The 13,979-nt window shown below is 42.3% G+C and carries 12 protein-coding genes and 3 tRNA genes; 5 read left to right on the top strand and 10 right to left on the bottom strand.

The genetic code is table 11. The features are described 5' to 3' along the window. Positions 1–11 precede the first annotated feature (11 nt). Positions 12–812: an outer membrane protein assembly factor BamD gene (locus NFR61_RS02120; RefSeq protein ID WP_251620102.1), complete on the bottom strand. Its 801-nt coding sequence runs from the start codon at positions 810–812 to the stop codon at positions 12–14. Between the two features lie 140 nt (positions 813–952). Between NFR61_RS02120 and NFR61_RS02115 the strand changes: the two genes are divergently transcribed. Next, positions 953–2,203, top strand: a complete 1,251-nt coding sequence (locus NFR61_RS02115) for an aminotransferase class I/II-fold pyridoxal phosphate-dependent enzyme (RefSeq protein ID WP_251620100.1) — start codon at positions 953–955, stop codon at positions 2,201–2,203. A gap of 67 nt (positions 2,204–2,270) precedes the next feature. Here the strand turns inward: NFR61_RS02115 and NFR61_RS02110 are convergent, their stop codons facing one another. From NFR61_RS02110 to NFR61_RS02085, 6 genes are all read right to left on the bottom strand, one after another. Then, complete coding sequence (locus NFR61_RS02110; RefSeq protein ID WP_251620099.1) at positions 2,271–4,046, bottom strand: DUF4091 domain-containing protein; 1,776 nt, start codon at positions 4,044–4,046, stop codon at positions 2,271–2,273. A gap of 71 nt (positions 4,047–4,117) precedes the next feature. After that, positions 4,118–5,167 (bottom strand): tRNA preQ1(34) S-adenosylmethionine ribosyltransferase-isomerase QueA, encoded by a 1,050-nt coding sequence (queA, locus tag NFR61_RS02105; protein ID WP_251620097.1) that lies wholly within the window; start codon positions 5,165–5,167, stop codon positions 4,118–4,120. Between the two features lie 50 nt (positions 5,168–5,217). Continuing rightward, a complete protein-coding gene (truB, locus tag NFR61_RS02100) occupies positions 5,218–5,919 on the bottom strand; it encodes a tRNA pseudouridine(55) synthase TruB (protein WP_251620095.1) in 702 nt (233 codons plus the stop codon). A 1-nt stretch (position 5,920) separates the two neighbouring features. Beyond that, complete coding sequence (locus tag NFR61_RS02095; protein WP_251620094.1) at positions 5,921–6,709, bottom strand: undecaprenyl-diphosphate phosphatase; 789 nt, start codon at positions 6,707–6,709, stop codon at positions 5,921–5,923. 9 nt (positions 6,710–6,718) lie between these two features. Then, complete coding sequence (locus NFR61_RS02090) at positions 6,719–6,994, bottom strand: DUF3098 domain-containing protein (protein ID WP_251620092.1); 276 nt, start codon at positions 6,992–6,994, stop codon at positions 6,719–6,721. Between the two features lie 16 nt (positions 6,995–7,010). After that, the gene (locus tag NFR61_RS02085) at positions 7,011–7,871 is read right to left on the bottom strand and encodes a cell division protein FtsX (RefSeq protein WP_251620090.1); all 861 of its coding nucleotides are present in this window, start codon (positions 7,869–7,871) and stop codon (positions 7,011–7,013) included. Positions 7,872–8,027: 156 nt separating this feature from the next. Between NFR61_RS02085 and NFR61_RS02080 the strand changes: the two genes are divergently transcribed. Then, a tRNA-Gly gene (locus NFR61_RS02080) sits at positions 8,028–8,100 on the top strand. A 14-nt stretch (positions 8,101–8,114) separates the two neighbouring features. After that, positions 8,115–8,202: transfer RNA gene (locus NFR61_RS02075), tRNA-Leu, on the top strand. A 314-nt stretch (positions 8,203–8,516) separates the two neighbouring features. Here the strand turns inward: NFR61_RS02075 and NFR61_RS02070 are convergent. Continuing rightward, a tRNA-Leu gene (locus tag NFR61_RS02070) sits at positions 8,517–8,601 on the bottom strand. Positions 8,602–8,705: 104 nt separating this feature from the next. Between NFR61_RS02070 and NFR61_RS02065 the strand changes: the two genes are divergently transcribed. Then, the gene (locus NFR61_RS02065; RefSeq protein WP_251620089.1) at positions 8,706–10,976 is read left to right on the top strand and encodes a glycoside hydrolase family 20 protein; all 2,271 of its coding nucleotides are present in this window, start codon (positions 8,706–8,708) and stop codon (positions 10,974–10,976) included. Beyond that, a complete protein-coding gene (locus tag NFR61_RS02060; protein WP_251620087.1) occupies positions 10,976–11,587 on the top strand; it encodes an HAD family hydrolase in 612 nt (203 codons plus the stop codon). Before NFR61_RS02065 ends, NFR61_RS02060 begins: the two co-directional genes overlap by 1 nt. On the opposite strand, the gene NFR61_RS02055 is transcribed toward NFR61_RS02060, so the two are convergent. Further along, positions 11,564–12,538, bottom strand: a complete 975-nt coding sequence (locus NFR61_RS02055) for a polysaccharide biosynthesis protein (RefSeq protein WP_251620086.1) — start codon at positions 12,536–12,538, stop codon at positions 11,564–11,566. The genes NFR61_RS02060 and NFR61_RS02055 overlap by 24 nt on opposite strands. Then, on the bottom strand, positions 12,531–13,883 hold the full coding sequence (locus NFR61_RS02050; RefSeq protein ID WP_420910092.1) for an MATE family efflux transporter: 1,353 nt from the start codon (positions 13,881–13,883) through the stop codon (positions 12,531–12,533). The genes NFR61_RS02055 and NFR61_RS02050 overlap by 8 nt, the downstream gene beginning before the upstream one ends. Between the last annotated feature and the right edge of the window lie 96 nt (positions 13,884–13,979).

Here is a 13,979-nt window from a genome sequence, read left to right as displayed (position 1 = left end):
TATATATTCAATTAATCTTTAAACTTATAATTATCCAAGAAAAAATTAATAGCATCATATTTTTTCTTTATATCATTCACATACTTGCTGTTCGGATACTCATCGGCAAAATAATAATACTCCTCCTTCGCCGCATTATACCGTTCCAGCTTCTTCTCATCCACACTATTTGCCGCCATTTCATACTTTGAATTGAACAGCAGATACATAATCTCCTCCCGATACTTGGATCCCGGATAATCTTTCAGACAATTCTGCAAACTAATCACCGCAGCTTTATAATACTCCCGCTGATAATAATTTTTGGCACTCAAATAATCCTTATATGCCAACTTATCCAGCATCTCATCCATATACCCGTTAATCTTCTCCTTCCTTGCACTGTTGGGATAACGAGTCAAATACAATTGAAAATCATTTATAGCCTTCCGGGTAGCAGACTGGTCCAATCTCGGCTTCGGCGAGGCCAAATAATTACAATATCCCACCATATACAAACACTCTTCCGTAAAAGAACTCTCCGGATACGTCGCTACAAAATTCTTAAACAATTCCGAAGCATACTCATACTCCTTCTGATTATAAGAGCAAAAAGCCCTATAATATGCTATACTCTGTGCCTTGCTTGTTCCGGTAAATACACTGCGAACACCGTCAAACAGATTCATTGCCCTCTGATACTCCCCTTTATTGTAATATTCCACCGCCTTTTTGTACATCAACTGATAATCATTGCTTTTTAATAGTTTCTGATACTCTCCGCAGGAACTAAGCAACAATACAGCCAATACAAAAACTATAAACTTCTTCATAAACAGAGTATTTTGCATCGTGCAAAGATATACGAAAAAACAAGAAGTAAAAAATAAAAAGTGCTTTTTCCTTTTACTTTTTTATTATACCTTTGTTCCGATTTTGATGAAAAATTAAAAATTCCAAAATATTAGTAAACGTGGACATTTTTGAAAGAGTAAAAAAACAAAAGGGCAACATCGGCCAATATGCCAAACAGGCACACGGCTATTTCGCATTCCCGAAACTGGAAGGTGAAATCGGGCCCCGTATGAGATTCCGCGGACGTGAAGTCCTGAACTGGAGTCTAAACAACTACATCGGATTGGCTAACGATCCCGAAGTCAGAAAAACAGATGCGGAAGCCGCAGCAAAATGGGGCTTGGCCTATCCTATGGGAGCCCGCATGATGAGCGGACAAACTTCCCGCCATGAATATCTGGAGTCACAATTAGCCGATTTCGTTAAAAAACCGGATGCATTTTTATTGAATTTCGGTTATCAGGGAATGGTATCCATCATCGACTGTTTAACAAGCCGTTTCGACTGCATAGTCTATGATGCGGAAGCTCACGCCTGCATATTGGACGGATTACGTCTTTCTCCTGCCAAACGTTATGTATACCTGCACAATGACATGGAAAGCCTCCAGAAACAATTGGAAAGAGCAGAGAAATGGGTGCAGGAAACAGGTGGCGGAATCCTAGTTATTACAGAAGGTGTATTCGGTATGGCCGGTGACCTCGGAAAACTGGATGAAATCGTGAAATTGAAAGACAAATTCAATTTCCGCCTTTTAGTCGATGACGCACACGGATTCGGAACCATGGGTCCCACGGGAGCCGGAACCGGCGAACATTTCGGTGTACAAGACAAAGTAGACCTGTATTTCGCTACTTTCGCAAAAGCTATGGCTGGATTTGGAGCCTTTATCGCAACGGAAGAAGAAATATGCATGAATTTGCGATACAATATGCGTTCACAAACCTTCGCAAAATCATTGACCATGCCCATGGTTGAAGGAGGTATCAAACGTCTGGAATTATTGAAAACCCAACCGGAACGCCGCGAAAAACTATGGCAAATCGCACACGCCCTTCAAAACGGATTAAAAGAAGACGGGCTGAACATAGGTAAAACCAATTCCATGGTAACTCCCGTCTACCTTTCCGGAAGCGTTGCAGAAGGCATGCAAGTTGCCACCGATTTAAGAGAAAATTACAACTTGTTCTGCTCTATCGTAGTTTATCCGGTTATTCCGAAAGGACAATTGTTACTCCGTCTGATTCCGACAGCAATGCACACCCTTGAAGATGTGAAATACACCATCAAAGCATTTAAAACTGTCGCTGAAAAATTAGCCAACGGTGAATACAACAAAGAAACCTTGGTTGATGCAAATGCCTTGTAAAATAACCTTTATACAAAAAAGAAACGCCGGATTTTGTCCGGCGTTTCTTTTTCCCCTTTCCTCTCTCTTATAATTTATTCAAGGCCGTCCGGGCTTTATTTACCATATCAGCCGCCGGTTCCGTAACCAACTTTTCTATCTCGAAACCATCCAAAATATCTTCCATCAACTTTAACTTATAAGCATTCTTCTCTTTCGCATACTTTGCCTTTAATATCCGTACCTTCTCATACGCCTGTATCCCTTCTATCAAACGCTCCATCCGGATAGAAGAACGTCCCGCAGGATATGCCAAATAGCAATCTCCGCCCCCAAACGCCCGGAAACGGGAATCTTTCAGCGGATCTGCCGTCCAGCTATTATACGCCCAGCGCAAATACCCGTCAAAATCCTTTGCCGCTGCATACCATCCTAACCAAGCCGATTCTGCCGGCGGAGAAAAAGTAAACGTATTTGGATAAGCCTCCGAACAACAAGTATAATAGGTACTTATTTTCCCCTGCTCCCGTCTCTCTTTCAATACATTTTCCGGAAAAAACTGTCCCGAAGCTACACAATAATCATCAATATCCGCCTCTATTGCCTCATGATAATTTCCCGCCAAAGCAATCTTATAGCCAGGGTCCGCCTCCCGGATTATACGGATAGCTTTACGCATAGCCTCTTGCGGCCGCTCATCCATAGCAATCATTGTTATATCAAACCACCCTTTCATTTTCAAATGACGGGCAAAATCAATCAAAAAAGGTTGCCAATAATCAATATACTCCGGAGTTCCGACACCCGCCTTCACTTTCTGCAAAGAATTAGTCGACTGGTCAAAATACTGAAAAGACAAATCCCACGGAATCATCGTATAACAATTAATCTGCCGGTCAATACCCAAACTCATCATAAATTCCACCCATTTGTCAAACACAGCATAATCATATACCCATCTTCCATCCAAAGTTTTAATCCGCATCACCATTGACTCGAAATAATCTTCCGTCTGACCGCCCCAGGGTTTGTGCATAATACTAGCCGTAATAATCTTCTGCCCCGCATCCGCCAACAACTTCATCACCGGACGCATCGCCTCGAAATGCTCCTTACTCCATAAAGGAACACCATGATACCGGGCTACGGCAAAAGGATTCTGCCACAAATCAAGCCGAAAAGCCCAATCCTTCGGAGCCGGTAACTCCCGGTTAAGCACCTTCAGTTCTATCGCCAACGGCTCAATCTTGCCGGCAGAAGTAATAAAACTTACTTTCCCCCGATACACGCCGGCTTTTTGATTCTGCGGCACCCATATACTCACCCACAACGGCCGTGTTTCCTGCGCCTTCAATTCCAACACCGCATCCCAATCAATCACATCAGCCACCACGGAAGAATCAAACAACGTATGATCCGGACGATAACCGCAAGTTCCTCTCTTGTCCTTATTCAACTCATCCGTCATCACATAACGAACAAACCCCAGACGAATCGACTCGGCAGGTATAACCTCCCCTCCCGGACCTTTCAACTCTGAAACTTCCGCCTTCACCTCTCCGCACCCTTCTTTTGTCCACAACAACGCCATCCCGTTCACGCGTTCCCCCTTCCAGGCTGTCTCCCGCCAAACAGAAACCGCTTTTAAAATATCGGGAACATTCTTTTTATCATAACGAACATCCGTCGAAGCCCAAGAAACATTCACCCCCTCCTTACAATTATCCCACATCTCACTCCTGATTTCCCGCCCATCCGTCAATTCTTCATAATCCTGACGATAAACCGTTTCCTGCGCATAGCCTCCACTCATTCCAACCCAAACAAATAACAAAACAAAAAATAATACAGTCGCATTTTTCATAACTCATATATTTAGATTAAAAAAGAGGGTAGGCTACCCTCTTTTAATTTTATCCGCAATTAAAACCAATTCTATATAATCAACATCGCATCACCGTACGTCCCGAACTTATAATTCTCCTTTACAGCCACCTCATAAGCCTTCATCACCTTATCATACCCTCCGAAAGCAGCAACCATCATCAGTAAAGTAGAATACGGCAAATGGAAATTGGAAACAAATGCATCCGGCACACTAAAATCATAAGGAGGGAAAATAAACTTATTCGTCCATCCTTCATACTCTGTCAGACGTCCTTTCGTCGTAACACAACTTTCCAATGTCCTTACCACAGTTGTTCCGACCGCACATACCTTACGCTTTTCATCTTTCGCCTCATTCACCATTTTCACAATTTCAGGCCCCACGAAAATCTGTTCGGAATCCATTTTATGCTTCGTCAAATCCTCCACATCCACTTCCCGAAAATTCCCCAACCCGACATGCAATGTCAGGAAAGCAAAATTAATACCTTTAATCTCCAGTCTCTTCATCAACTCCCGGCTAAAATGCAATCCGGCAGTCGGAGCAGCAACGGCCCCTTCATTCTTGGCATAAATAGTCTGGTATCTCTCCGCATCATCCGGTTCCACTTTCCTCTCAATAAACTTGGGCAGAGGCGTCTCTCCCAACCCATACAGAATCTTTTTGAACTTCTTATAATCACCGTCATATAAGAAACGCAACGTCCGGCCACGGGACGTCGTATTGTCAATAACCTCTGCCACCAAACTGTCATCATCACCGAAATACAGTTTATTGCCGATTCTTATTTTCCGAGCCGGATCCACCAACACATCCCATATCCTCAATTCCGGATTCAATTCTCTTAACAAAAAAACCTCTATTTCCGCACCGGTCTTTTCCTTATTACCATACAAACGGGCAGGAAAAACCTTGGTATCATTAAATACAAACACATCATCCTCATCAAAATAATTGATAATGTCTTTAAACACCTTGTGTTCTATCTCTCCCGTTTTTCTGTTTAAAACCATTAGCCTGCATTCATCCCGATTGGGCGTTGGATGAAGTGCCACCAACTCCTGAGGCAATTTGAATTTAAACTTGGATAACTTCATACTAATATCTTTAACAAAAACACCTTTAAGCACAAAATAAGTCGCGCAATTTACAATCTTTTTTGTAAACAGGCAACTAAATCCTCCATATTATTCGCATCTTCCACCCGAAACGCCCCGATCGCTGTCCGGCGCAACGCGGACAAATAAGCCCCGCTTCCGCAAGCCTGCCCCAAATCATGCGCCAAAGAACGAATATAAGTCCCCTTACCACACACCACCCTCAATTCCACCACCGGCAACTCAAAACGCACCACTTCAATCTCCTTGATATACACTTTCCTCGCCTGCATTTCCGGTCCCTTCCCTTTTCTCGCTTTCTCATAAGCCCTCACCCCATCCACACGCACAGCCGAAAAGACGGGAGGAACCTGCTCAATCTCCCCTATAAATTTCTGCAATACTTCATCAAAAAACTCCCGTGTAATATGTCGCCAGGGATAATTCCCTTCTACCGGCGTTTCCAAATCATAAGAAGCTGTCGTTGCCCCAAACGTCAATTGAGCCACATACTCTTTCTGCTGCCCCATGTATTTTTCAATCTCCTTTGTCCAACGCCCCATACATATAATCACCAGCCCCGTCGCCAACGGATCTAACGTACCGGCGTGCCCTACTTTCAGCTTACCGCATGTTGCACGCAAACACCAACGGAGCTTATTTACAACATCAAAAGAAGTCCAATACAAAGGTTTATCCACCAATACCAAAGCCCCCTCCTGATAATTACCTTCCTCTTTGAATTGTATCATATTAACGTAATATCAGTATCAAGCCTCCCACCACCAAACAATACAAGGCAAACCAAATCAATTTCCCCTTTTTCACCAAATTAATCATCCAGCTGCAAGCAAAATACCCTGAAACAAAAGCAGCACAGAAACCAACGAACAGCGACAATGCGGAAATTCCGCTTTCAGCCTGGCTCAAATCTCCCTTCATCAGATCCAACAAAGCTTCTCCCAGAATCGGCACCAACACCATCAAAAAGGAGAACTTCGCCACCCGTTCTTTATTGTTCCCCAACAGAGTTCCTGTCGCAATCGTCGAACCCGAACGGGATAAGCCCGGAATCACCGCACAAGCCTGCGCCAAACCGATAATAAAAGCATCCACAAAAGAGATGTTCGTCTTCAAACGGGGCTTGGCATAATAGGCAAAAGCCAATAATCCTGCCGTTACCAGCAACGCACATCCTACCACCAATAATCCGGAACCAAACAACTCTTCTACATATTCCTTAAAAAAGACGCCCACAATTGCCACCGGTATCATCGAAACAACTATTTTCGCCACATACACAGTCTCTTCGTTCCAACGGAACTTAAACAGACCTCCGAACAAAGCTGCAATCTCCTTCCATAATACCACAATCGTACTACATACAGTAGCAGCATGCACGACCACGGCAAAAGCCAAATTTTCCTCACCATTTATGCCGAACAGAGAACTGATAATCTGAAGATGCCCGGAACTGCTTACCGGCAGGAACTCTGTCAATCCCTGAACTACTCCGAGCACCAATGCTTCCAACCAATTCATACCCATGAATTATTCTTCCGTTTCTTTTTTAGGTTTTCTCATAATCGCCCAAAAAACAAATCCGAATCCCAGCAAAACAACAATGGGCGCCAAAGTTATCCGACGGAAACTGAAAATATCATAATTAAACTGATTGGGATCATCAGAGCCGCCACCCATCATCAAAATAAATCCCAAAATCACAATACCGAATCCCACCAATATCATCTTATAATTGCTTTCCGGTATCGGAAAACCGGCCTTATTCTCCGGTGCAGACTTCTTTAAATCATTCTTAATTGCCATATAATTACTATATTAATTACCCGTAAAGATCATTCAAATCCGTATTCAAATACTTCAATACGGAAAGCCACGAAGAAACAAACGATAAAAATATTCCCGACACAAATACAAACGCCACCATCATAATCAATATATCCTGATTCATAATATCAATCACGCCTCCCACCTCTTTTTGCAAAACATACACGGCTGCCAGCAATATCATATTGGCAAACATACTGCCAAAAAAACCGAACCACACACTGTTTTGAATAAAAGGTTTGCAAATAAAGAACGGCTTCGCCCCCACCAATTGCATCGTCTTAATCAAAAAACGCTGAGAATATACCGACAAGTGAATTGTATTCCGTATTAACGTAAACGAAATCAACACCAATGCCGCTCCCGCTATCAACAGAATAAAACTGATTTTACGAATATTGTCATTAATATACTCAACCAATGATTTCTGATAAGAAACCTCTTGTATTACATCATACGCCCCCAATCGCTTCTCGATTTCCACCAATGAATCATTATTGGCATATAACGGATTCAGCTTAATCTCTATCGAAGGCAGTAACGGATTGTAACCCAACACCTGTTCAAAATCTTCTCCCAACTCCTGTTTAAACTCCTTCGCTGCCGCCTCCTTGCTGATAAACAGCGACGATGCGACAAACGGTTTCGTATCCAAAATCTTTTGCACCTTCTTTATTTCAGCCTCATTCACATTATCTTTTACGATAATAGAGAAACCGATATTCTGCTTCACATGCTCCGAGATTGAACGGGCATTCAACAAAATAAACACCAATATCCCCACAACAACCAACACCAATGCGATACTCAGCGTTGATACAAAATAAGAACCGGCAACTCGTCTTTTTCCCGACATATCAGGTCATAATTAATAAAGTCTGACAAAGATAAAAATATTATCGGGCGTAAAGAAAAAAATACGCTTTTCTTTTTGCAAACTAAAAAAACACTCTATATTTGCACTCACAAAAAAAGTGCGCTCTTTTTTATTTTTGAATATTGTTTAAGCCATGCGAAAATAGCTCAGTTGGTAGAGCACGACCTTGCCAAGGTCGGGGTCGCGGGTTCGAGTCCCGTTTTTCGCTCTCTTGCAAAAGAGGCTCGAATGGTGGAATTGGTAGACACGCAGGACTTAAAATCCTGTGGCCATTGCGGCTGTGCGGGTTCAAGTCCCGCTTCGAGTACCAAAAAAAGAAGCCAGATTCTTATCTGGCTTCTTTTTTTATCTCTAAAATTCCCGGAATCTCTCGCTATACATATACCACATTTTCTTAGATAAAACAAGACACCCCCTTATAGACACTGCCGTATCCCCTCCGTTACATCTCCGAATCATCTCCGTTCCAGAACGGAGATAACCTAAAGAAGAATAAGAAGTATAAAGGATGTATCTTCAAGTATCCCCATGGCAAGTTTATAGAAAAATTCTATTAAGAATGAACGTTATATCGAGAGATAAAAAAAGGAAGCCAAGCAATGTTTGGCTTCCTTATATTTTAAGTACTCAGGGCGGGAATCGAACCCGCACGTCTGTTGAGGACACTGGATTTTGAGTCCAGCGCGTCTACCAATTCCGCCACCTGAGCAAAGAACTCGACTGCAAAAATAGATATTTTTTTAATATCTGCAAAATCAGCTTCTTTTTTTTCATTCTTTTCTTTTATTTTTACGACAAATAATAAAATGAATTATGTATTGTCAAAATTTTTTAATAGGTATTGTCCTTATTTTTAGTTTTTCTTTTGTTGCATGTCAATCGGAACGTGTACCGCAAGAACTGAATGTTATCCCGGTTCCGGAAAAGGTTGAATTTGGAAAGGGTGTTTGTCGTTTGAATCAATATACCCGAATATTTTCGCAAGGTGGTTGTTCCGGGGATTTTTTTATAACACATATTGATTCCGTGACCAATTCATTGGCGTCTTACCGTTTCGGAGAACAAGAAAAGGAAGGAAGTTATATTCGTTTTTCTCTAGATTCATTGGCGAAGATGGAGAAGGAAGGATATTTTTTATCCATTTCTCCGGATGGGGTTGAAATAAAAGCATCTACCAATACGGGGCTGTTTTACGGTTTGCAAACTTTTTTACAGATATTGGAGGATAATCGTTTTTACAAAGCGAATAAGCGGGAATGGATTTTGCCGGTGGTGCAGATATCCGATAAACCGGCATTTTCTTACAGAGGACTCCATTTGGATGTTGCCCGCCATTTTTTCCCGGTGGAGTTTGTGAAAAAATATTTGGACTTAATGGCAATGTATAAGTTCAATATGTTTCATTGGCATTTAACGGATGCCGGCGGGTGGCGGTTTGAAGTCAAACGTTATCCGGAACTGACCCGCTACGGAGCGTGGCGTACGCAGGAAGATTGGATAGAATGGTGGAACAAAGGGGACCGGACTTTTATGAAAGAAGAGGACGAAGGCGCCTACGGGGGATATTATACACAGGAGGAGATTAAAGATATTGTGGCTTATGCAGCAGAACGGCATATACAGGTTATTCCTGAAATTGAAATGCCCGGACATTCGGAAGAGGTTTTGGCAGTGTATCCGAAATTAAAGTGCCCGAACAGTGCGAAGAGCGGAGAATTCTGTATCGGAAACGAGGCTTCTTTTAAATTTATTGAAAACGTATTGGCGGAGGTAATGGAGCTTTTCCCATCGGAATACATTCATATCGGGGGAGATGAAGCCTCCAAAAGTGCCTGGAAAAAATGCCCGCTATGCCAGAGAAGGATGAAAACGGAACATTTGAAGAATGAAAAGGAGCTGCAAAGCTATTTGATTAAAAGAGTTGAAAAATTTCTGTATTCAAAAGGGCGGAAAATTATCGGCTGGGATGAAATTCTGGAAGGAGGCTTGGCACCACGGGCTACGGTTATGTCCTGGCGAGGAGAGCAGGGAGGAGTTGAAGCAGCCCGTTCCGGACACGACGTGATTATGACGCCGGGTACTTATTGTTATTTTGACAGTTACCAAGCGGAACCGGAAACTCAGCCTTATGCTATCGGCGGATTTTTACCCTATCTGAAGGTATATTCTTATCATCCGGTACCGGCAGAATTGACAGCGAAAGAGGCATCCCATGTTTTAGGGGCACAGGCTAACCTGTGGACGGAATATATCCCGACACCGGAACATCTGGAATATATGGCATTTCCTCGGACGCTGGCCTTGGCGGAAGTTGTATGGTCTCCAAAAGAAAAGAAAGATGATGAAGATTTCAAACGGCGGGTGCAGGCGCATATTACAAATTTACGTAAAAAAGGGGTAAATGCTTTTACTTTAAGCAACCGGGTGGATATGGAAATGAGCGTAGATACTTCAAGAAAGCAAATTTGGATTACGTTTGATACGGAAAAATATAAGCCTGAAATACGTTATACGCTTGACGGGTCAATTCCTGATATGAACTCGTCTGTTTATACGGGGGCTTTCGGCGTAGATTCGGCTACGGTGAAAGCAGCTTTGTTTACGGATGGTAAAAGATGCGATGTGATTTCAACCGGACGTTTCGATTATCACAAAGCCATTGGAAAGAAGGTAAGTTATGCAAACAAATACAGTGGTTCCTACCCTGCTGCGGGGGATGCCACTTTGACGGACGGTTACCGGGGCGGACTGACTTACGGCGACGGACGCTGGCAAGGATTTTTAAAAAATCTGGATGTAATCATCGATTTGGATTCCGTGCAAACGCTTCATTCTGTCGGAATCAGGTTTATGCAACTGACCGGTCCCGGTGTATATATGCCGAAATATGTACAGGTCAGTGTATCGGAAGACGGTAAGAATTTTATAGAAGTAGGACAGGTAAACAATGATATTCCTTCCGATAAACCGGATTTGTTCTTCAAGGAGTTTGTTACGAAATTTTCCGCCCAGGGACGCTATGTCCGGATTTTTGCTAGGAAGCAAGCCGGGTTTATGTTTACAGATGAAATCATTGTATATTGATGAAAAATATTGTTTTTGATTTAGGGGGTGTCGTCGTAGACTGGAATCCGGCGAAAGTGGAAAAAGAATATAACGGAGACAAGGGACTGCCACAGTTTTTGTTTCATAGCGGATTTTTCAAGACACATTGGACAGAGTTTGACAGAGGTGTTCAAACGGAAAAAGAAATGATTCGCGCCATGGCGGACATTTCCGGATTTCCGTTGTCGGAATGTGAGAATTTTATGGCGTTTATAAAATATTCTCTGACGGATATTCCGAAAACAATAGAATTGATTCATAATCTATCGATAAAAGGATATTCATTGTATTGTCTTTCCAATATGTCGAATGAATTTTACGACTATCTGAAAGTACGCGATGTATTCCGTTATTTTAAAGGACAGATTATTTCAGCCCACGAAAAGACAGTAAAACCGGAACCGGAAATATTTCGTCTGTTACTTTCCCGTTTCAGCTTGAAAGCAGAGGAATGCCTGTTTATAGATGATTTACCGGACAATATCCAGGCTGCTGCCGACATGGGATTTAACACCGTCCTTTTTGCCGATAAAGAGAAGGGATATCAAACGATAGAACAACTTCTCTCACTGAATAGCCCGGATAAGTGATTGAATATCTTCGACTGTCATTTTATTCGGATTGTTTTCGGAATTAAATTCAAAGCCTATTTCTACCGGACGGGCAGAATAGTGGCGACAAAAAACCTCTTTGTCACCATAAGGCGGAATAATGATATAAGCGTCTTGTGCTTCAATGGTATGGAAGGAGTTGTAACGGGTCACCATTTCTTCGTATAATTTTTCTCCGGGACGCAAACCGACGATTTCTATTTTTGCATGACTATCTACGGCTTGGGCAACTGTCATGATATTATACGATTTGATTTTGGGAGCGATGATTTCTCCGCCGATACTATTCTGTAAAACCTGAAAAGCGATGTGTACACACTCCTCAAGTGTTGCCATAAAACGTGTCATCTTAATATCGGTGACAGGCAAAACCCCGTCTTCTTTCGCTTTTTTCAAGAAAAAAGGTATCACGGTTCCGGCAGACCCGAACATATTACCGTAGCGGATAACAGATGTTTTTAATGAAGGATATTGCCTATGGGCAGCTATAAACAATTTATCGGATAACATCTTCGTTGCGCCGTATGTATTATTTACCAGCGATGCCATATCGGTCGATAATGCCAAAATCTGTTTTACATCATGCTTTACAGCTCCCTGGATAAGATTGTGGGCACCGATGACATTGGTTTCCACAGCTCCCCACGGATCGACTTCCGCATCCGGCACAATCCGTAAAGCTGCCGTATGGATAATGATATCTACGTTTTCACATGCCTTTTCCACTTCTTCCGGATGAGCCATATCCCCACATATAAATCGCAAGGGAACATGAGGAAATCGGCGTTTCATCGCTTCTTGTTTTTCCGGATTACGGGAGAAAATTACCGCTTCTTTTATTTGAGGATAAGTATGGAATGCCAATTCAATAAACTTTTGCCCGAAAGAACCGGTACCGCCTGTAATGAGTATACGTTGATTATTAAGCATATTTTTTCATGGAAGTGATTCGATAAAAACGATAGCACAGCATAGCACCCGTTGCCGTCAGTCCGATAGGATAACCTATCCATACTCCGGTAATGCCGCCACTGAAAGTAAAGCCGTTTAAATAACATGTCGGCAATGCTATCAGGAAATAGCCTATAAAAGAAATGACAGCCATGGATACGACGTCCCCCATGCCCCGCAATGCGTTAGCAAACGTAATTTGTAATGAATCCCCGAACTGGAAAGCTACTAAAATATAAATCAACACGGAGACGATTTGCAAGACATTTTCCGAATTGGTAAATACCTGACCGATACTGTTTCTGAAAATCAAAAACATCGAGGAAGTAAACAGTGCCAGACAGAGTATTAGATGAAAACCGGCAACCGTTGTTTTACGGACATTCGCAAGGTCTCCCTGTCCGTAATAATTGCTGACTCTGACGGAAATAGCCGCCCCCACACCGTAATAAATCATAAATCCCAGCGTGGAAATAGCGACAACTACCTGATGGGCGGCTAAAGCAATACTGCCTAACCAACCTATCATGACACCCGTTAAACTGAAAAGCGCGGTTTCAAGTCCCATTTGTATGCCAATCATCCATCCCATCTTATTCAAAGAGACAATATCCTGACGATTATAACTCCCGCGTTTATAGCCAACCAAATACCGACGGTAATAATTGCGACAACAAAAAAGAATAGCGAAAGCCAAAAACATCACTATTCTTGAAAGCAATGTCGATACACCGGCACCTACCACTCCCATTGCGGGGAAACCTAATTTTCCGTATATCAAGACATAGTTCCCTATAATATTCAATATATTAGCCGAAACCATAATGTACATAGGCGTGACGGTATCGGTAATGCCGTCTGAAAATTGTTTCAAGGAATTGAAAAGCATCACAAACAGCAAAGAGAATAAATGCAGAAGAAAATAAGGGCGAATAAGGGGTAGCAATTCTTCCGGCTGCCCTAGTCTGTCCACATTTAAGTAAAGTGTTCCCATGAGCAATGTGAGTAATAAACCCATACAGCCATTGACCAGTAGGCTATTACGTAAAAGCTGTCCGATTTTGAATTTGTCTTTTCGACCGAAAAGCTGTCCGACAAGGGGAGTCAGTCCGTATGAAAATCCCAAACCAAAAAGAATAGGAATATTGAATACACTGTTTACAAAAGAGGCTGCCGCCAAATCCAACGTATCGAAACGTCCCACCATGATATTATCCGCCAGTCCCACGATAACGATGCCCAATTGCCCCACGACAATCGGTCCTCCGAGCTGTATCAGTGCTTTATAATGTTCTTTGTAACGACTCCAAAATTTCATGCCCATCATGTACGAACAAATTGAGTGCGCAAATTTATAAAAAGTCTGATAACTTTTAAGAAAGGAAAGAACAGACGGTAATTTCAGTTATACGATTGTATC

It is taken from the genome of Odoribacter lunatus (assembly GCF_943193135.1).
Taxonomy (GTDB): domain Bacteria; phylum Bacteroidota; class Bacteroidia; order Bacteroidales; family Marinifilaceae; genus Culturomica; species Culturomica lunata.
The sequence above is the reverse complement of the archived record's forward strand: the minus strand, read 5'-3'. Positions and strand labels throughout refer to the sequence as shown.

Coding starts and splice junctions, on each gene's coding strand:
- NFR61_RS02120 (WP_251620102.1), bottom strand. CDS start 812: ATGAAGAAGTTTATAGTTTTTGTATTGGCTGTATTGTTGCTTAGTTCC.
- NFR61_RS02110 (WP_251620099.1), bottom strand. CDS start 4,046: ATGAAAAATGCGACTGTATTATTTTTTGTTTTGTTATTTGTTTGGGTT.
- queA (WP_251620097.1), bottom strand. CDS start 5,167: ATGAAGTTATCCAAGTTTAAATTCAAATTGCCTCAGGAGTTGGTGGCA.
- truB (WP_251620095.1), bottom strand. CDS start 5,919: ATGATACAATTCAAAGAGGAAGGTAATTATCAGGAGGGGGCTTTGGTA.
- NFR61_RS02095 (WP_251620094.1), bottom strand. CDS start 6,709: ATGAATTGGTTGGAAGCATTGGTGCTCGGAGTAGTTCAGGGATTGACA.
- NFR61_RS02090 (WP_251620092.1), bottom strand. CDS start 6,994: ATGGCAATTAAGAATGATTTAAAGAAGTCTGCACCGGAGAATAAGGCC.
- NFR61_RS02085 (WP_251620090.1), bottom strand. CDS start 7,871: ATGTCGGGAAAAAGACGAGTTGCCGGTTCTTATTTTGTATCAACGCTG.
- NFR61_RS02065 (WP_251620089.1), top strand. CDS start 8,706: ATGTATTGTCAAAATTTTTTAATAGGTATTGTCCTTATTTTTAGTTTT.
- NFR61_RS02060 (WP_251620087.1), top strand. CDS start 10,976: ATGAAAAATATTGTTTTTGATTTAGGGGGTGTCGTCGTAGACTGGAAT.
- NFR61_RS02055 (WP_251620086.1), bottom strand. CDS start 12,538: ATGCTTAATAATCAACGTATACTCATTACAGGCGGTACCGGTTCTTTC.
- NFR61_RS02050 (WP_420910092.1), bottom strand. CDS start 13,883: ATGGGCATGAAATTTTGGAGTCGTTACAAAGAACATTATAAAGCACTG.